Origin of the sequence: Mucilaginibacter phyllosphaerae, from assembly GCF_004378255.1 — a bacterium.
GTDB lineage: Bacteria > Bacteroidota > Bacteroidia > Sphingobacteriales > Sphingobacteriaceae > Mucilaginibacter > Mucilaginibacter phyllosphaerae.
Window position 1 is genome coordinate 208,474 of the sequence record NZ_SNQG01000005.1, and the last position, 18,873, is coordinate 227,346.

Genomic DNA, 18,873 nt, shown 5'->3' on the forward strand with positions numbered 1-18,873 from the left:
GTTAAATAAATAAAATAGCCGCCAGTATCGCGGCACGATATACAGCCCAGGTAATCGTTAGCACCCAGCCAATTCCTAATACTTTACTTCTGCGGATGTGTTCTAAAAACATCAGGCCTGCTATCAGCATAAAATAACCTGCGTAGATAATGGGGTGCGGCCCAAATACATTAGCCAGTAAAACCACAGGCAGTAATAAAAGCCCGCCTGCTAAAGAGATGGTCATCATGCTGCCCAAATAATCCCATTTCTTTTTATTGGCGACTATACTGATAACCACCCCCTGAAAAAATATTTGTCCGCCGCATATCAAGGCTTCGCGGTAGAGGTTGCCTACCGGCATGATACCACCCAACAACGGGGCGTAGCAGGTAAGGATATATGAGGTAAGCGCCCAGGCAAATACTAAGTAGGTTACCCGATACCTTAATTTAAAGGTGGGCTGCAATGCAAACCCATCGCCTGCGGTTGGGATAATTACCCGGCGATTGTAAGAGATAAAGGCATAAACCTTGCTCATGAGCCACACAAACGGACTAAAACCAAACAACGGTTTAAATACCGGCATAGCGTTACCAATAATTTTAAAGAGGCTTTTTACACCGTAGGTAACCTCGCCTGTTTGCTGGTTAATGAGTGCTATTTCGTTTACGGCGCGCTGCCTGTTAACCATAGGGCAGGCATCCTGTGGTAATTGCTGATAAGGCGCCCTGCCATTTTTATCAAGCAGGCCGGTTTGCACAAATGCATGGGTGTATAGCTTGCACATGGGGCATTCGGCATCGTATAAAATTGTGTGGTTCTTTAAGGTTGTCATTATAATAATATTTGAACTTTCAATAAATTATGAAATATTTTGAGCAAAAAAAATGCTACTTGAACATTTTAAAAATAGAGCCCCAAAACCAGCTCTCTTCTGCCTTAAGCATGGCATCTAAAGTTTTGTCTACGTTTTTGGCCATTTTATTAATGTCGGTAACGGTGGTATTAAAAGTTTTGTAATCCGGGTGTTTATTGTCGCCTTTTACTTTGGTAAGTTCATCCAGTATCTTAAGTACCGGTTCCAGTTCGCGCTTGCGGCGTTCTTTGGCTACCTGGCGGGCAATATTCCAGGTGTTTTTATCGGCAAAAAAATACTCCTTGCGCTCGCCTGCCTTATGGTGTTTTTCTACCAGGCCCCAACCCATCAGTTCGCGCAGGGTCATGTTGGCATTACCGCGAGAGATGCTCAGGCTTTCCATGATCTCTTCGGTAGTCAGCGCATCCGGCGTAACCAGCAACAGGGCATGCACCTGCGCCATGGTGCGGTTTATCCCCCACTCAGAACCCAGCTTGCCCCATGCTTCAATAAACTTTAGTTTTGCTTCTGGTAATTCCATGTACAAATATAAACATCTTTTCAAACTTTCAAAAATTTTTGAAAGTTTATTTTTAATTATAATTTTCCTGTCTGTCCAGCCCGGTCAAAAACTGCTCGGCATTTTGCAGGTGTTTGGCTTTTTTCTCTTCGGGCATTTTATCAAAAGTTTTAATCAGCATGCCCAGGCGCGGGTTTTGCAAAAAAAAGTTGCGGTGCACGTGCATAAACCGCCAAAACAGGCCGTCCCATACATCCTGCCAGGGGCCTTTGGGCCAGTCGCCCATTTTGAGTAAATAGTTGCTGCCGCTGATGTAGGGCTTGGTCATCATCAGGCCGCCATCGGCAAACTGGGTCATGCCGTAGGTATTGGGCACCATTACCCAGTCGTAGGCATCAATGTATAGTTCCATAAACCATTGGTAAACGTGATGCGGGTCAAATTCACAAAGCAGCATAAAGTTACCCATCACCATCAGGCGTTCTATATGGTGGCTGTACCCGGTATGCAGTACCTTTTTAATAACCGCATCTACCGGCGCTATGCCTGTTTCGCCTTTCCAAAAAGATGCGGGGATCTTACGTTTAAAGCCCCAATAGTTTTTGGTACGCTGTTTTACCCCTTCGCGTTCGTACACGATATGGATAAACTCGCGCCAGCCCATCACCTGCCTGATGAAACCCTCGAGCGAGTTTAGCGGGATATCATGCTCTGCGGCAAAATCAAGCGCTCGATCAATAATCTGCTGCGGGTTTAACAGCCCGATGTTTAATACCGGTGTAAGCACCGAATGATATAAAAAACTTTGCTGCCCAACCATCGCATCCTCGTAAATACCAAAATGATGAAAGCGCTGCAGCAAAAAATCATCCAGCCATTGTTCGGCTTCCTGGTGAGTAACCGGGTAAAAGCCGCCCAGGTTGCCAAAGGGCGAGGCTGTGCTGCCGTAATTATCCGGATAGTTTTTATCTACCCATATTTGCGCTTGCGCAACATAATTATTTTCGGCAGGGACATCCAGCACGGGCACCACTCCATTTTTAGGGAATTTTTGGCGGTTGTCGGTATCGTAGGTCCATTTACCGCCGAGGGGTTTGCCGTTTGCTTCCAGTAAAATATTTCGTTGTTTGCGCTGCGCAATGTAAAAATCAGTTTGGAAATAGGTTTTACGGTTATCAAAAAAATCGGCCACTTCTTCGGCGCTGTTCAGGTAATTGGGTGTGCGATATTTTGTTAACGCGATGTTGTGTTTGGCGCATTGGCCGTCCAGTCGTTTCTCCAGCCAGTCGTCGGCCACATGGGCATAGTGAATGGTATTTACACTCTGTTTGGCCAGGTAAGGCACCAGTTGGCGGATGTCGCAAAGCAGATCGGTTGCTTCGATATACTTTACTTCGATGCCTTTACGCTCCAACATTTCTGCATAATACTGCATGGATGCACGATGCAGCACCAGCTTTTTTTTGTGGAAAGTGTATTGGTTAAAATACAGGGCCTCTTCTACCAGGTAAACCAGCCGCCCCGGCTGCACCGCCGGATGTTGCTCAAACAACTGATGCGGAAAAACGATGGTAATGGCCGTTGCATGCATATGACCATAAACATAGCTTTTAGCCTAATTGTTCTGTGTGGTAGATCTGGCATTAGCTAAAAGCTGACCTTATGCGCATCACGAGCTGAAAGCTCGCGGCAGCAGAGTAATAAACAAAAAAAATCCGCAGCATAAACCTGCGGATCGTATATATCTTGTTCTTGATCCCTGACTCTGAAAATCTTGCTTCTTTTAAGAAAGCACACTCATGGCCTCATCTACCGAGATAGAGCCGTGCGATTGATCGAGGATACATTCGCCATCTTTGATCAGCAGCATCTGCGGCGACTCGTGGTACACCGAAAAATCTTGCGCTACTTTGTTGGATAGGTCGCGGTGTTTGATCAGGTCTAAAAAGTAAAGGGGCATATCTGCAGGCAGGTTTTCCCAGTCCATTTCAAAACGCCTTTTAGCCATCATGCTGATAGAGCAGCGGGTGCTATGCTTAAAAATAAGGCTGTAGCCCTGGTTTTGCTTAATATTATCCAGCTGATCTGCCGTGTCCAACGATATCCATTCCATGCAACAAAAGTATAGTAAAATGCCAGTTTAAAAGTAAAAACAATGTAAAACCGCTTTTAGTTTTAACTCAAAAGTAAAAAAATGACAAATTACTGTATTAGCGGTGGTTAGGATACGAGCCGTATGCCGGGCATAATTTATTGGAGCATGAAGACATGCTACCTAATGCCAGCGCCATAATTACAATGTATAAAATCTTTTTCATATGCTTTTTCGAGTTAATATTTATACGGATTTAGCCGGCCAAAGTTTCGTTTAGCCTGGCCATTTTAATGGCCGTTACAGCGGCTTCATCACCTTTGTTGCCATGTTTGCCGCCGCTGCGGTCTATCGCCTGCTGCTGATTATCCGTAGTTAATACCCCAAATATAACTGGTTTTGAATATTTTACGGCAACATTAGTTACACCATTTGCAACTGCTGCGCAAATAAAATCAAAATGGCGGGTTTCGCCCTGTATCACACAGCCCAGGGTTATCACGGCATCTAGCTTTTTGTTTTTCAGCAACAGCTCGGCGCCGCTGGTTAGCTCAAAGCTGCCCGGTACAGGGTACGAGTGAATATTTTCGGGCTGGGCGCCGTATTTTATCAGGCTATCGTATGCACCCTGGTACAGGGCATTGGTTATTTCGGCATTCCATTCTGCAACCACAATACCAAAGCTGTAATTCTGTGCCGATGGAATTTCGCTTGCGGTTGAAAAATCTGAAAGGTTTTTTAATTGAGTAGCCATTTTTTTTCAGAATTATGATTTACGGTCTTACATCTCATAAGATACACGTAAATACTTCATGTAAAGATATCAATCGTTTTAAATAAATAATGCCTGCTTTTGAGGCAGGCATTATTAACATGCTTAATAAGCAGAATAATTACTTCGCTTCTGCGCGGGCAATGTATTCCTCTATATTTTGTGCTTCTGCGCTGTCAAAATAATCTGTTTTGATTTTTTTGTAGGTATCGGCAGCATCTTTAAAGTTGTTTTTAGCTTCGTAAACCAAACCCAGTTTTTTTAAGTAAAACGGCGAAAGGAATTTGTTGCTTGCTTTATCAGCCGCTTTTTTGAAGTAGGTTTCGGCCTTGTCGTAATCTTTCAATTCTACATAAGCATCACCTGCGCTACCCAAAGCCTCGGCAGCAACCATATTATCATCGCCGCGGTAGTTGGTTAAGTTTTCGATAGCCTTGCGGTATTCGCCTTTGTTTAAATAGGCGGTACCCAAATAAAAATAAGCCAGGTTAGCAACTTTGGTGTTGCTGTAATCTGCTATGATCTTTTCAAAACCAGGGTAACCGGCATCGCCTTTAATGGCTTTGTCCCAATCTTTTTTAGCCCAAAAATCTTGTGCTACGTGCATTTGGTTGGCAGCAGTAACCTCCCTTGGTGCAAGGTAAAGCTTTAGGTAAGCCACATATATAACAATCATTACAACAATGGCTGCTGCAATAAATAACAAGCTTTTTTGGTTCTCCTGAACAAAACTACTGCTTTTTACAACAGTTGCTTTTTCTGCTGTAGTTTTGGTATTCACCTCGGTTGCTGACATCTGTATTTGAAAATTAAGTTTGCAAAAATACGGTTTTCAAACCTTTTAGCAAATTTAAATTTCGCATCCTTAAAGGGCTGATTGTTTGAGTGTCTGAACCGGGATCAAACAGATTTTTTCGATCTACCGGATTTTGAAAACACACGGCATAATGTTATTATTTAAAGGGCCATGCTGCACGTACAGGCGCAATGCCTCGCGCCTTGTATTGCCTGGCCTATCGGGCATTCCCCTTTACCCGTAGAGGCGCGATACTTCGCGCCTTTGGATAGGTTGGTGCAAATTGCAGTGACGTTAATATAGGTAAATAAATTCTATCATAGATACGCGATACTTCGCGTATCTATGCATTCAAACCTAACAAGTGTTAACCTGTCTATAACATACGCGAAGTATCGTGCATCTTCCAAAAATTATCAATAAACTAATGTAAAAACACTAAATTTGCCTTCCGCTTATGTACCTGCAGCAACTCTCTTTCATCAATTTTAAAAACTATACCGAAGCCGAAATTACACTGGCCGAGGGGGTGAATGCTTTTGTGGGTAATAACGGGGCGGGTAAAACCAACCTGCTGGATGCAGTGCACTACCTCTCGCTTTGTAAAAGCTATTTTAACCCGATTGATACGCAGCAAATAAAACAGGGTGCCGATTTTTTTATGATCAACGGCATTTTTCAAAAAAACGGGAATAAAGAAGTAGTGGCCTGCGGGGTTAAGCGTAATCAAAAAAAGCAGTTTAAACGCAATAAGAAAGACTACCAGCGCCTGGCCGACCATATTGGCCTGCTGCCCCTGGTAATGATCTCGCCGTATGACATCAGCATTATTATAGAAGGTAGTGAGGAACGCCGCAAATTCATCGATAATGTGATCTCGCAGACCGACCATCAATACCTGGATGAACTGATAGCCTATAATAAGGTATTAACCAACCGCAACGCGCTGCTAAAGCAAATTGCCGATACCGGCCGTTACGACCCGGAACTGCTGGCCGTTTTTGATGAACAATTAATAGCATCCGGCGCGCGCATTTTTGAAAAACGCCGTGCCTTTATGGAAAGCTTTACCCAAATTTTTAACCGGCATTACCAGTTTATAAGCGAGGATGCCGAACGGGTGGAAATGGTTTACGAATCGCAATTACTGCAGGATAGCTTTGCTAATCTGCTAAAAAAAAGCATGGAGCGCGACCGCATCCTGGAGCGCACCACAACCGGCATCCACAAGGACGACCTGCAGTTTAACATCCACGGCATGGCCATGAAAAAGTTTGGATCGCAGGGGCAGCAAAAATCTTTTCTGATAGCCTTAAAACTGGCGCAATATACCTTCCTTACGCAAAAAAAAGGGTTTAAGCCTTTGCTGCTGCTGGATGATATTTTTGATAAGCTGGATGATAGCCGGGTAACCAAGCTGATGCAAATGGTATCTAACAACGATTTTGGGCAGGTGTTTATAACCGATACCAGCCGGGCCAGGGTAGAAGGGATTTTTAATAAGATAAGTGTGGATGTAAAACTGTTTAAGGTAATGGAGGGTGGCATAGATGCGTAAGGCCAATGATAAAACGCTGAAAGAGGCCATTGAGCAGATGCTTAATGTGTATAAAATTAAGCGCCGTTATGATGAAACCGCTATTGCAAGCGCATGGCCGCAATTGGTGGGTAAATCTGTAGCTAACCGCACTAAGGAGTTATTTATACGCGATAAGAAGTTGTTTTTACGGATAGAATCTTCTGTAATAAAAAACGAATTGGTAATGATGCGCAACCAAATCATCCACAAAATAAATGAAGATGCTAATACAGAATTAGTAACAGAAATCGTATTCCTATAAATAAACGTAGATTATTTTACCCAATGTGGGGATTATCTTCCGCGGGAAAAACGCAGGCGATGTGATACTTTACGGAAACTATCATCCATGATCTGCGAAAAGGCAAGCAAAAAGATACCAGGGAAGATAAATGCAAACTGCGCCTCAGGATGGTTTCTGAAGATATCCATAGAAGTAACGATTATAGCAACAATGATTAATGAATAGATCAGGTACTTAAACAGTGACTTCATGGCTTTTGCATTTAATTGGCGGGCGTAAAGTTGCCCTGGTATGTAAAGGTACACATTGCTTTTAGTTTCGCAACTAAAATGCCAAAAAAAAGCGTTTGTAAGGTATATTTTACAAACGCTTTTTCAATTGAGCCTCAATAATTTAGAATCTTTCGAATGCCGAAAAGAAGAAGTTGCCTTCAATGGCTGCGTTCTCGTCAGAATCTGACCCGTGCACGGCATTGGCATCGATAGATTTTGCAAATAAGTTACGGATGGTGCCCTTGTCAGCCTTGGCCGGGTCGGTAGCGCCAATCAGTTTACGAAAATCTTCGATAGCATTATCTTTTTCCAGTATGGCCGCCACGATAGGGCCTGATGACATAAAGCCAACCAGGTCTGCAAAGAAACCGCGTTCGGCATGCACTGCGTAAAATTCACCCGCTTTTTCGGGGCTTAGTGATGTGTATTTTAATGCTACAATTTTAAAACCCGCTTTGGTTATGTGATCTAAAATAGCACCAATGTGGCCGTTTGCAACTGCATCGGGCTTTATCATTGTAAAAGTTCTGTTATTTGCCATTGTGTAATATGCTTGATAATTAAAGTGGCGCAAAAGTAGGGTTTTATAACTGAAAATTAAAGCTTTTGCTATAAATATGCTATACGTATTTAATTAATTTACTTAGCTTTGCAACTCTTTTAAAATTGATGTTGGATTTAGCTTCGCTTACTGAACTTTTAAGTCAGCCCCGTAAAATTGTGATCACCACCCATCATAAGCCTGATGGTGACGCCATGGGATCGTCTTTAGGGTTATACAATTTTTTGATACAGCTTGGGCACCACGCCAAAGTAGTTACCCCAACAGATTACCCGGAGTTTTTAGCCTGGATGCCCGGTAACGAAGAGGTGATCATCTATACAGAAAATAAGGATCTTTCGGCCAGGTTGATTGCCGATGCCGGGATCATTTTTTGCCTCGACTTTAACGCCCTTGGCCGCATCAACGAGATGGGTGCGCTGGTAGGCGAAAGCAAAGCCATTAAAGTGATGATAGACCATCACCTGGAGCCCGAAGATTTTGACGATTACCGCCATTGGGATATCAATGCCTGCGCAGCTGCACAGCTGGTTTACACCTTTATAGCTAACCAGCTTAATCAAAAGCAATATATCAATAAAGATGTTGCTACCTGTTTATATACAGGCATCATGACGGATTCTGCATCCTTCCGTTTGCCAAACACCACAGCAACGGTGCACCGCATAGTGGCCGACCTGATTGATGCCGGCGCCAATAACTCCCGCATTCACGAATTGATCTACAGCAGCTCGTCAGAAAACCGCCTGCGCTTTTTAGGCCATTGCCTGGCAAACTGTTTAGAGATACTGCCCGAATACAATACGGCCATTATTACCGTTAGTAAAAGTGATATTGCCCGGTTTGATGTAAACACCGGCGATACCGAAGGGATTGTTAACTATGCACTATCTATAGCAAATGTGCATTTAGCCGCCTTTGTGGTTGAACGTACCGATAGGGTTAAACTATCCTTACGCTCTAAAGGCGAATTCCCGGCTAATGAGATCTGTAAAAAATATTTTGAAGGCGGCGGGCACCGCAATGCCGCCGGCGGGCAGTCTGATGAATCGCTGGAGGCAACCGTAGCCAAATTAAAATCAATATTACCCCAGTATAAAACACTATTATTACAATAAGAACTAAAAAAAGAAAATGAGAAAAAACTTAATGATCATAGCAGTTGCGGCATTAGGGCTTGCAAGTTGCAAAGGCGGGTTTAAACAAGGCGAAGGCGGTTTGTTATACAACATCCGTACAGATAAGGCCGGCGCTACCATTAAACCGGGCGATTTTGTAAGCCTTAACCTAATCCTGAAAACCGAGGGCGACTCGGTAATTGGCAGCACCTATGATTTGGGCCGCCCCGTGCCGCAGATTATGGAAAAAAGCAGCCGTAAAGGTGATATCTCTTCCGCATTTTTATTACTAAGCGAAGGTGATAGCGCAACCGTTAAATTAGCGGTTGATTCGATGTTTAAGAAAGGCCAGCCTAAGCCGCCGGGCATTAAAGGTAAATACCTGGTTTACGAGGTTAAAATTGAAAAAGTAATTCCACGTGGTTCTGCAAGCGAAGCGGTTTTCCAGGCGCATGTTACCGATTACTTTAAGGCACAGGCCGACGTGATCAAAAAACAGGAGCCTGCCAAGATCAAAAAATTTATCGAAGACAAAAAACTTGCTACTAAAACCACAGCATCGGGCTTACAGTATGTAATTACCAAACCGGGTGCAGGTGCAAACGCAACCGTAGGTGATACCGCCGTTGTTAATTACATTGGTAAAACTTTAAATGATAAATTGTTTGATACCAGCATTAAAGAAGAAGCCATGAAATCTACCAAAGATTTTGACCCGCGCCGCCGTTACGAGCCTATTAAGGTGGTAGTTGGCCAGGGTGCTGTAATTAAAGGCTGGGACGAAGGTTTGCAATTGTTAAACAAAGGCGCCAAAGCTACTTTGGTGATCCCGTCAAACCTGGGTTGGGGCGAACAAGGCGCTCCGCCAAAGATCGGTTCTTTTGCACCGGTTACCTTTGATGTAGAAATGGTGAACATTATTAAAGCCAACCCTAACGCGCCTAAGCCTGCACAGCCTGCAGCCCCGGCAGTTAGATAATTATTATAAAACTTATACAGCCTTCCGGTTTTACCCGGAGGGCTTTTTTTATGACCATGAAAAATATTCTTTTTACATCCCTTACATTTTGCCTGTTTGCCGTAAATGCAAACGCACAGTTTACCACCACTGCAAAGGGTGCGCAATATCAGATCATCAGCACCAACCCCGGCGCTAAGTTAAAAATGAATGATATAATTACTTTTAATGCTACCCAAAGCACAGATAAGGATTCGGTATTGTTTAGTACTTACAGCGCAGGGCAGCCAATCAAAACCCAGATACGTGCTTCAAACAACATTGCCGATCTGATGGATATTTTCCCGCTATTGTCTGTTAATGACAGCGCAATCGTAAAAGTGCCCGTTGATTCTGTTTTTAAAGGCCACGAAACCGAGATGCCCCCCATCTTTAAAAAAGGCGGCAGCATTGTTTTTAAGCTGAAGGTTTTAAAGGTACAAACGCTGGACGAGGCGATGGCCGAGCGTAATGCCGCCCTGGGGAAAGCAAAGGCCGAAGCCGGCAAATTAAAGCTTGCCGAAACTGCCACCATGGCCGCTTATCTTAAAAAGAATAATATTACGGCAACCACTACGCCATCGGGCTTAAAATACATTGTTAAATCGGTAGGTGCTAAACCTAAACCGCTAAATGGCGATACCGTATATGTGAACTACACCGGCCAAACGCTAGATGGTAAAATGTTTGATAGCAGCATTGAGGCTGATGCAAAAGCAGGCGGTATTTTCCAGGCCGGCAGGCCGTACGAGCCTATTGATTTTGTGCTGGGCAGCAACCGCGTTATTAAAGGCTGGGAAGAGGGCTTATCGTTATTGAACGAAGGCTCGAAGGCAAGGTTTATCATCCCGTCTGACCTCGCTTATGGCGAAAATGCTTCCGGCCCGGTTATCAAACCCTTTTCAACGCTGGTGTTTGATGTAGAGCTGGTAAAAGTAGGCAGGATAAAACACGCTGCTGTTAAACCTGCTGCCAAGGCGCCGCTAAAGAAAAAAACGGCTGTTAAAAAGCGAACCGCCACAAAAAAGAAAAATTAATTACAATAGAAAAGCCATCTGCAAAGAAGGCTTTTTTACTTTTGTGCCATGGTGTTAACCGATACACATACCCATCTGTATTACGAAACTGATGCAGATAAGCGCGCCGGCCTGATGCAGCGGTGCATAGACAACGGCGTTAGCAGGTTGTTTTTACCAAATGTTGATGCAGCATCTGTACCCATGGTGTTTGATCTGCTGCAGGCCTATCCCGGCAATTGCTACGCCATGCTGGGGCTGCACCCCTGCTCGGTAAATAATAACTGGGAAGAAGAACTGGCAGTGATACAGCCCGCTCTTCACAAACACCCTATCTACGCCATTGGCGAAATTGGGATAGACCTTTACTGGGATAAAACCTTCCTGAATGAGCAGATACAGGCTTTTAAGCTGCAAATAAAATGGGCAAAAAGCTTAAACCTGCCCATTGTGATACATTGCCGCGATGCCTTTGACGAGGTGTACCAGGTACTGCTGGATGAGCAGGACGATAAGCTGCGCGGCATATTCCATTGTTTTGGCGGCACGCCGGAGCAGGCCAATAAAATAACCGGCCTGGGTTTTTATTTGGGCATCGGCGGGGTGGTAACTTATAAAAAGGCGGGGCTTGATCTGGTTTTACCACAAATTGATTTAAAGCATATCGTTTTAGAAACCGATTCTCCGTATCTTGCGCCTGTTCCGTACCGAGGTAAACCAAACGAAAGCTCTTACTTGATACACGTGGCCCAAAAGGTTGCGGAGCTATATCAAATACCTGTTGAGGAGGTGGCCAATATCACCACCCAAAACTCAATAAAAATATTTGGTGTATAAGCAGATGCAGGATGATGAGCGTCAGGATCCAAGAAAAACAGCAGTAAGCGATTTTCTTGAATCCTGTATCTTGATTTCCTGAATCAATTGAATTTTTATTAAACGTATAAACCTGATACCTGAATGAGCCAGATCCTGATCATCTATACCGGAGGGACAATTGGTATGATGAGCGACCCTGTTACCAAAACATTGGTGCCCATTAATTTTGAGCAGATAATGGATAACGTGCCCGAATTAGAGAAGCTTAATTGTAAAATTAAGGTACACTCTTTTGAGCACATCATCGATTCATCCAACATGAACCCCGAGATTTGGGGCGAACTGGCTACGCTTATTGAGGCCAGTTATGATGAAGTGGATGGCTTTGTGATACTGCATGGCTCGGATACGATGGCCTTTACGGCGTCGGCATTGAGCTTTATGCTGCAAAACCTGAACAAGCCTGTTATTTTTACCGGGTCGCAGTTGCCCATTAGCGCGGTACGTACCGATGCCAAGGAAAACCTGATGACCTCTATAGAAATTGCCAAGGCCAAAAAGAACGATAAGTCGCGCGTGCCCGAGGTTTGTATCTATTTTGATTACAAGCTTTTTCGCGGTAACCGTGCCTTTAAATACAACTCCTCCAAGTTCGAGGCGTTTCGCTCGCCTAATTACCCTATCCTGGCCGAGTCGGGCGTGCACCTGCGTTTTAGTGTGAACGATATCCGCGAGCCGGGAGAAGGCCCGCTAAAGATCCATAATAAACTGGTAAGCGATGTGGCCGTATTAAAGCTATACCCCGGCATCAGCCCTAAAGTGGTAGAAACTATCCTGACAGCAGATGTGCGCGGCATTGTGATGGAAACTTTCGGCGCCGGTAACACCACAACCGACCAATGGTTTGTAGACCTGCTGAAAACTGCTATAGACAGTGGTAAGGTGATACTGGATATCTCGCAATGCAAGGTAGGTACGGTTGAACTTGGCCGTTATGAAACCAGCAAACAGCTTAAAGATATTGGCGTTGCCAACGGCTACGACATGACCTACGAGGCCGCCGTTACCAAAATGATGTACCTGCTTGGCGAAATAGACGACCCCAAAGAAGTAAAACGCTGCCTGGAAAAAGACCTGCGGGGCGAATTAACCGAATCGTAGATATTAATAAAGTGCTGCCGCGAGCTTTCAGCTCGTGGTGCGCATAAGGTCAGCTTTCAGCTGATGCCAGCTGAAAGCCTGCCACCTGCCCTACCACCAGATACGCTACGCTAATCTCGCGGCAGCGATTCACATTATCGTTTCTAAGTAATTTTAGTTTACCGGCAGGATGCACCTAATTGCTTTTTACCTATTTTTGTTGCATGATAGATTTGCCAGTAGTACCCGCCACCCAACCGCAGCGCAAGCCCGATTGGTTAAGGGTTAGGCTTCCGGTAGGGAAGGAATACGCCCACGTACGTGGTTTGGTTGACGAACATAAGCTGCACACCATCTGCGAAAGCGGCAATTGCCCTAATATGGGCGAGTGCTGGGGCGCCGGTACTGCCACATTCATGATACTGGGTAATATTTGTACCCGCTCCTGCTCTTTTTGCGCCGTTGCCACCGGCAGGCCTTTGGCTGTTGATACCGACGAGCCGAACCGCGTGGCCAATTCGGTAAAGCTGATGCAGGTGAAGCATTGCGTGATCACCTCGGTAGACCGCGATGATATTAAAGACGGCGGCTCCATCATCTGGGCAGAAACAATCAACGCCATCCGCCGCGAAAGCCCGGATACTACGCTGGAAACTTTACTGCCCGACTTTAGGGGTATTTGGGATAACCTGGATCGTGTGCTGCAAACCCGCCCCGAGGTAGTATCACATAATTTAGAAACTGTGCGCCGCCTAACCCGCGAAGTGCGCATCCAGGCTAAATACGACCGCAGCCTGGAAGCTTTAAAACGCACATCGGCTACCGGCCTGCGCACCAAATCGGGCATTATGCTTGGCCTGGGCGAGCGCGAAGAAGATGTGCTGGAGGCGATGGACGATCTGCTGGAAGCAGGTGTGCACATCCTTACCTTAGGCCAGTACCTGCAGCCAACCCGCAACCACCACCCGGTGATAGACTGGATCCACCCGGATCAGTTTGCCAGCTATAAAGAATGGGGGTTAAAAAAGGGGTTCAGGTATGTAGAAAGCGGCCCGCTGGTACGCTCATCCTACCATGCCGAAAAACATTTGTTTGAAATGTAAGTTTTCCTTTATATCTTCATCGAATTGAGCCCCAAACGTAAAATATCACTATCTGAGGACGAGTTAGTTCTTGCTTTGCGCAACCGCGAAAAAATTGCGGTTGAGGCTTTGTACGATATGTACTCTGCATCCCTGTTTGGTGTTATCTCCAGAATTATTACCGACGAAGCCGTTGCCGAAGATGTTTTGCAGGAAACTTTTGTAAAGATCTGGCATTCCTTTAGCGGCTACAGCAGCGAAAAAGGCCGTTTATTTACCTGGATGGTAAATATCGCACGCAATTTAGCTATAGACAAGGTAAGATCGAAAGATTTTAAGAACCAAAGCAAAAACCATGAGCTTGAAAATAACGTAACTTTCATTGACGAACAAAGAAATACAGTTTACAAGCCTGAGTTGTTGGGCATCAGGGAATTAGTATCTACCCTAAAACCTGAGCAAAAATCAATTCTGGACCTGGTGTATTTTAAGGGTTATACCCATGTGGAGGCGGCCGAAGAACTTGGCGTACCACTGGGCACCATTAAAACAAGGTTAAGAATGGCTATACTTCAACTCAGAAAACATTTTAATTGACAGTGAAAGACGTTAAGGCATATATCGAATCAGGCATCTTAGAACTTTATGTTTTAGGAGACATCAGCGCAGAAGAAAAAGCGCATGTGGAGGAGATGGCCGCAAATTATGCCGAGGTAAGGGCCGAAATTACCGAAATAGAAAGATCAATGGAGTTTTATGCGGAAGAGCATGCCGTTGAACCATCAGAACAATTGCGTACCAAAGTGCTGAACAGCCTGCTGGTAAACCTGGGCGATGATAATACCTTTACCAAAAGCAGAACACACCAGGATGACGATAATGTAGTAGCCCTGCCTGTTGCAAGGGTTAACAGCTTTTATAAATATGCCTTTGCCGCCTGCCTTACCCTGTTATTGGTAAGCATATATGGCCTGGTTAATTTATACACCAAACTGCAGGATTCAAACAGCCAGCTAACCGCACTGCAAACCGATAAGCAGCGCTTTGCCAACCAGGTAAACCTGATGGATAGCCAGCTAAATATGTACCGCGATACGGCTTATAAAGTGCTTAAACTAAAAGGTATGCCAAAAACGCCAACTGCCGCGATGATACTTGCCTGGAACTCGGTAAGTAAAAAGGTAATGGTTGATATGCAAACCCTTAAACTGCCGCAGCACGATCAAAAGCACCAGTACCAGCTATGGGCACTTGTAGGCGGCAAGCCGGTTGACATGGGCGTTTTTGACGCACCGAAGGCAGATAGTACCGCAGGCGTAAAAGAAATGAAGGCCATAGCATCTGCCGATGCATTTGCCGTAACGCTTGAACCTATGGGCGGCAGCGTTAACCCAACAATTGACCAGATGGTGGTTATCGGGAAATTTTAATAAGATATATTAAATAACTTATAATAACATAAAAGGGCCTTTTGCACGGTGCAAAAGGCCCTTTTATGTTAAATTTTTGTTAAATGCGGTTGCGGTTATAAAACATTTAAATATTTCGCGTTGTTAGTGTAACTAATGTATGGCTCACACGTCATATATACAGTTAATTAGAAGTATTTAGTTCTTTATAAGATCAGTTAATAGTTAAAAAGCGGGGATTCTGATACTGATCCCCGCTTTTTTTATGCCTTTAATTTTGCCATGGTAACCGGTAACCGGTTGATGATGTTGGTGGGTAGCACCACATACATTCTATTGGGCAGCGCCAGTTCGTCGCCCGCTTTGCCGTGGATATACACACCTGCTATACAGGCATCCCCCGGCAAATATTTTTGCGCCAGCAACGATGTGAGGATCCCCGTAAGTACATCGCCCATCCCACCTGTTGCCATAGCCGCATTACTGGTACTGTTAAAATAAAACTTTTCATCCGGCGTAGCCGTAATGGTATAATCGTTTTTAAGGATGATATAGCTATTCAGCTCTTTGGCTTTGGCCCCGGCTGTTTGTAAGCGCTGCCACCAGCTGGTATGCTTGCCAAACAGTCGGTCAAACTCTTTCATATGCGGCGTTAAGATACTCCCTGCAGGTATTTTTTTCAACAGGGCGGGGTTATCAGCCAGCACGTTCAGGGCATCTGCATCAATCACCACAGGTTTGTTATAATTTTTAAAAACCGCTTTAAGCAGCTTTAAGGTGCCGGGCGTTTTACCCAGGCCCGGGCCGATGCCGATGGAGCTAAACTTATCCCACTCCACATCAGGTACCTTATTTTCATCCCGCACCAGGGCCATTACCTCGGGCATAGAGGTATTCAGGGCAATCAATCCGCTTTGCGGGATACAGGCCGTAGTAAGCCCCGCCCCTGTATGCGCACAGGCCGAAGCCGACAGCAGGGCCGCCCCCATTGTTTCGTTTTTACCGGCTATAACCAGGGCATGCCCATAGGTGCCTTTGTTGCTAAACCGCCGCCGGGTTTTGATGATTCGCTGTACATCGCCCTCCTCTACCAGCTGGTAGGGCGTAGGGGTATGGTTTATAAACGCTTCGCTCAGGCCTATCTTTACCACCTCCCAGCAATTGATATGCGGCCCGCTCTCCGGCAGCAAAAAGTTAAGTTTGGGTTGCTGAAAAGTGATCACCAGGTCGGCCTTTAAAATCGTAGCATTTGGGGGGATCTCGCCATCGGTGAAAAAACCGGTAGGCACATCAACGGCTACAACAATTTTACTAAGGCTGTTGAGGTATTCAACCCAAATTTTATAATCATTTTGGAGCAGTTTGTTCAACCCGCTGCCCAGCATGGCATCAATAATCAGGTCGGCTTTTTCTTCGGTCGGTTTGGTGCCTGGCTTGATCTCTTTGATGCTTATTGAAGTCGTTTTAAGGCGTTTTAAAGTCGATTTAAAGTCGTCGCTGGCGCTGTTATTAAAGCGGCAAATCTTCACATTAATATTACAATAACTATGCTCGCATAAAATGCGGGCAATGGCCAGGCCGTCGCCCCCGTTATTGCCAGTACCGCAGTAAACGGCGATAGCCTGCTCCTTATCCGGAAAATGGTTGATAAACCACCCTACAAAAGCTTTGGATGCCCGCTCCATCAAATCAACAGAACTTATCGGTTCATGAGCGATAGTGTAAGCATCAGCTTTGCGAATTTGTTTGGATACGAGCAAGGGTAACATAAATTTTTTAATATTATAAATAATTCATTAACAATACTTTAAACACCTTAACAATACTTACTTCACCATCGCCTTATCCCTTATGGCCTTAAACTCCGAACCTTTTTTCCATCCGGGGAAGGTAGTTTCGTTACTGAGTTTAACGCCAAGCTGGTACATCAAGTTGGCGGTTTGGGCCATGCCTTTGGTGTCCATGGCGTCGGTGTATTCATCTGAGGGTTGGTGGTAGTGCTGCTCGTTATACTCCTTAGCTTTTTCCTTGCCAAATTCTTCGCCCCGCTGGATGCTTTTAGAGCCATTATGCAGGTCGAGCGCCGGTACGCCCACCTTGGCAAAGTTAAAATGGTCTGACCGGTAGTAGCTGCCCGAGCCCGGTGTTTCATCGCCCACAACATCCCAGCCTTTGGGTTTGGCTAAGGCAATCACATAGTCATCCAGGTCGTTTTGTCCCTTACCGGTGATAGAGAAATTACTGGTCTCGCCAAAGTCGGATAGGGCATCAATATTCAGATCAGCCACCGTTTTATTTAAGGGGTAAACAGGGTGTGTAGCATAATATTCAGAACCCAGAAGGCCCTGTTCTTCAGCAGTTACCGCTAAAAAAACAATGCTGCGTTTTGGTTTCTCTTTTTGTTGGATGAATTTTTTGGCCACCGCTAAAATAGCTGCCACACCGCTGGCATTATCAATGGCGCCGTTGTAAATGCTGTCTCCTTTAGCATCGGGTTTACCTACGCCAAAATGGTCCCAGTGGGCGGTGTAAAGTACGGTTTCATCGGGCCTTTCGGTACCTTTTAGGGTAGCGATTACATTGTGCGATTTAGAATACTTCAGCGTATTTTTTAAGGATAAAGATACCGTGCTGTTTAAGGCAACAGCCTTAAAACCAGGCTTACGCGCATAAGCACGCATATCACCCGTAATACCTGCGGACGACAGTAATTTTGTTGCAGCTTCTTCGCTTATCCAGCCCTCTACCTGGCAGCGATTGAAATGTTTATCAGCCTGTTGCAGATATAGTTTTGCACCGCTAAAGCTATTTTGGATCACCTGCCAGCCGTAGCTTGCCGGCTCGGTTTGATGTACAATGATCACCCCTGCGGCACCTTGCCGGGCGGCTTCTTCGTATTTGTAGGTCCACCGGCCGTAATAGCTCATGGTATCACCTTTAAATAATTTCTTTTCGGCCTTAAAGCCGGGGTCATTTACCAAAACAATAACCGTTTTCCCCTTAACATCCAAGCCTTTATAGTCGTTCCAGCCATACTCGGGCGCCACTACGCCAAAGCCGGCAAATACCAGCGGAGATTTTTTTAAGCTTAATGTATCTACTTCGCGGCGGGTAGCGGCAACAAAATCCACACCCGGTTTAAGGGCAACCGTGGCCGCGCCTTGTATCTGCATATCCTGCGCGGCAGATGTTATTTCTACCAACGGCACTTCCTGAAAGTAGCTGCCGTTGTTGCCCGGCTCTAAGCCCAGCTTTTTAAATTCGCTTGCTATGTAGGCAATTGTCTTGTCCTCGCCTTTGGTAAATGGCTTGCGGCCAAGCAGGCTATCATTAGCTAAAACGGCAATATGCTGTTTGATGTCGGCTGCAAGGCCGGTATCAGGTGTTGTACTTGTTGTTGATTTCTTTTCGTTACCTGCACAGCCTGCAAAAAAGGCGGCAATGGCTGTTAGGGCTATAAATCCTGAAGTTTTTTTCATGATCGGATGTGTTTGTTGATCAAATATAGAAAGGTTTTTTTAACCACGTAGGGCACAGAGAGGGAATCACAGAGGCCATGGAGACTAAAAAATCAAATTTAAACATCTCAGTGCTCTCTGTGATTAATAATCATGCAA

At 45.0% G+C, this 18,873-nt stretch carries 20 protein-coding genes; 10 read left to right on the forward strand and 10 right to left on the reverse strand.

The window, feature by feature from the left end; all coding sequences use genetic code 11:
• Window position 1 precedes the first annotated feature (1 nt).
• The 6 genes from E2R65_RS14405 to E2R65_RS14430 all read right to left on the reverse strand — a co-directional run bounded on the left by E2R65_RS14405 (window position 2) and on the right by E2R65_RS14430 (window position 5,018).
• The gene (locus E2R65_RS14405) at window positions 2–817 is read right to left on the reverse strand and encodes a thiol-disulfide oxidoreductase DCC family protein (RefSeq protein ID WP_134337181.1); all 816 of its coding nucleotides are present in this window, start codon (window positions 815–817) and stop codon (window positions 2–4) included.
• Window positions 818–872: 55 nt separating this feature from the next.
• Complete coding sequence (locus tag E2R65_RS14410; protein ID WP_134337182.1) at window positions 873–1,379, reverse strand: GbsR/MarR family transcriptional regulator; 507 nt, start codon at window positions 1,377–1,379, stop codon at window positions 873–875.
• 52 nt (window positions 1,380–1,431) lie between these two features.
• On the reverse strand, window positions 1,432–2,949 hold the full coding sequence (locus E2R65_RS14415; protein WP_134337183.1) for a cryptochrome/photolyase family protein: 1,518 nt from the start codon (window positions 2,947–2,949) through the stop codon (window positions 1,432–1,434).
• 192 nt (window positions 2,950–3,141) lie between these two features.
• The gene (gene ytxJ / locus E2R65_RS14420; protein ID WP_134337184.1) at window positions 3,142–3,471 is read right to left on the reverse strand and encodes a bacillithiol system redox-active protein YtxJ; all 330 of its coding nucleotides are present in this window, start codon (window positions 3,469–3,471) and stop codon (window positions 3,142–3,144) included.
• A 235-nt stretch (window positions 3,472–3,706) separates the two neighbouring features.
• Window positions 3,707–4,204 (reverse strand): 6,7-dimethyl-8-ribityllumazine synthase, encoded by a 498-nt coding sequence (gene ribH / locus E2R65_RS14425; protein ID WP_134337185.1) that lies wholly within the window; start codon window positions 4,202–4,204, stop codon window positions 3,707–3,709.
• Window positions 4,205–4,343: 139 nt separating this feature from the next.
• On the reverse strand, window positions 4,344–5,018 hold the full coding sequence (locus tag E2R65_RS14430) for a tetratricopeptide repeat protein (RefSeq protein ID WP_134337186.1): 675 nt from the start codon (window positions 5,016–5,018) through the stop codon (window positions 4,344–4,346).
• Between the two features lie 457 nt (window positions 5,019–5,475).
• On the opposite strand from E2R65_RS14430, the gene recF reads away from it, so the two are divergent.
• Together recF and E2R65_RS14440 are read left to right on the forward strand one after the other, a co-directional pair.
• Window positions 5,476–6,576: a DNA replication/repair protein RecF gene (recF, locus tag E2R65_RS14435; protein WP_134337187.1), complete on the forward strand. Its 1,101-nt coding sequence runs from the start codon at window positions 5,476–5,478 to the stop codon at window positions 6,574–6,576.
• Complete coding sequence (locus E2R65_RS14440) at window positions 6,569–6,859, forward strand: DUF721 domain-containing protein (protein ID WP_134337188.1); 291 nt, start codon at window positions 6,569–6,571, stop codon at window positions 6,857–6,859. The genes recF and E2R65_RS14440 overlap by 8 nt, the downstream gene beginning before the upstream one ends.
• A gap of 32 nt (window positions 6,860–6,891) precedes the next feature.
• Here the strand turns inward: E2R65_RS14440 and E2R65_RS14445 are convergent, their stop codons facing one another.
• Window positions 6,892–7,092, reverse strand: a complete 201-nt coding sequence (locus E2R65_RS14445; RefSeq protein WP_134337189.1) for a hypothetical protein — start codon at window positions 7,090–7,092, stop codon at window positions 6,892–6,894.
• A 142-nt stretch (window positions 7,093–7,234) separates the two neighbouring features.
• Window positions 7,235–7,654, reverse strand: a complete 420-nt coding sequence (locus E2R65_RS14450) for a nucleoside-diphosphate kinase (RefSeq protein WP_134337190.1) — start codon at window positions 7,652–7,654, stop codon at window positions 7,235–7,237.
• Between the two features lie 128 nt (window positions 7,655–7,782).
• Here E2R65_RS14450 and E2R65_RS14455 point away from each other — a divergent pair, with 128 nt between their 5' ends.
• The 8 genes from E2R65_RS14455 to E2R65_RS14490 all read left to right on the forward strand — a co-directional run bounded on the left by E2R65_RS14455 (window position 7,783) and on the right by E2R65_RS14490 (window position 15,277).
• A complete protein-coding gene (locus E2R65_RS14455; RefSeq protein WP_134337191.1) occupies window positions 7,783–8,793 on the forward strand; it encodes a DHH family phosphoesterase in 1,011 nt (336 codons plus the stop codon).
• A 16-nt stretch (window positions 8,794–8,809) separates the two neighbouring features.
• Complete coding sequence (locus E2R65_RS14460; RefSeq protein WP_134337192.1) at window positions 8,810–9,772, forward strand: FKBP-type peptidyl-prolyl cis-trans isomerase; 963 nt, start codon at window positions 8,810–8,812, stop codon at window positions 9,770–9,772.
• A gap of 56 nt (window positions 9,773–9,828) precedes the next feature.
• Window positions 9,829–10,827, forward strand: coding sequence for an FKBP-type peptidyl-prolyl cis-trans isomerase (locus E2R65_RS14465; protein WP_158285284.1), 999 nt, complete (start codon window positions 9,829–9,831; stop codon window positions 10,825–10,827).
• Between the two features lie 48 nt (window positions 10,828–10,875).
• On the forward strand, window positions 10,876–11,643 hold the full coding sequence (locus tag E2R65_RS14470) for a TatD family hydrolase (RefSeq protein ID WP_134337194.1): 768 nt from the start codon (window positions 10,876–10,878) through the stop codon (window positions 11,641–11,643).
• 123 nt (window positions 11,644–11,766) lie between these two features.
• Window positions 11,767–12,786, forward strand: coding sequence for an asparaginase (locus tag E2R65_RS14475; protein ID WP_134337195.1), 1,020 nt, complete (start codon window positions 11,767–11,769; stop codon window positions 12,784–12,786).
• Window positions 12,787–12,989: 203 nt separating this feature from the next.
• A complete protein-coding gene (gene lipA, locus E2R65_RS14480) occupies window positions 12,990–13,868 on the forward strand; it encodes a lipoyl synthase (RefSeq protein ID WP_134337196.1) in 879 nt (292 codons plus the stop codon).
• A gap of 24 nt (window positions 13,869–13,892) precedes the next feature.
• A complete protein-coding gene (locus tag E2R65_RS14485; protein WP_134337197.1) occupies window positions 13,893–14,444 on the forward strand; it encodes an RNA polymerase sigma factor in 552 nt (183 codons plus the stop codon).
• A gap of 2 nt (window positions 14,445–14,446) precedes the next feature.
• The gene (locus tag E2R65_RS14490) at window positions 14,447–15,277 is read left to right on the forward strand and encodes an anti-sigma factor (RefSeq protein ID WP_134337198.1); all 831 of its coding nucleotides are present in this window, start codon (window positions 14,447–14,449) and stop codon (window positions 15,275–15,277) included.
• 242 nt (window positions 15,278–15,519) lie between these two features.
• Here E2R65_RS14490 and E2R65_RS14495 read toward each other — a convergent pair whose 3' ends face one another.
• Window positions 15,520–17,025, reverse strand: a complete 1,506-nt coding sequence (locus E2R65_RS14495; protein ID WP_134337199.1) for an NAD(P)H-hydrate dehydratase — start codon at window positions 17,023–17,025, stop codon at window positions 15,520–15,522.
• Window positions 17,026–17,082: 57 nt separating this feature from the next.
• Window positions 17,083–18,735 carry a M28 family metallopeptidase gene (locus E2R65_RS14500; protein ID WP_134337200.1) on the reverse strand — a complete coding sequence of 551 codons (1,653 nt, stop codon included), beginning with the start codon at window positions 18,733–18,735 and terminating at the stop codon, window positions 17,083–17,085.
• Window positions 18,736–18,873 lie beyond the last annotated feature (138 nt).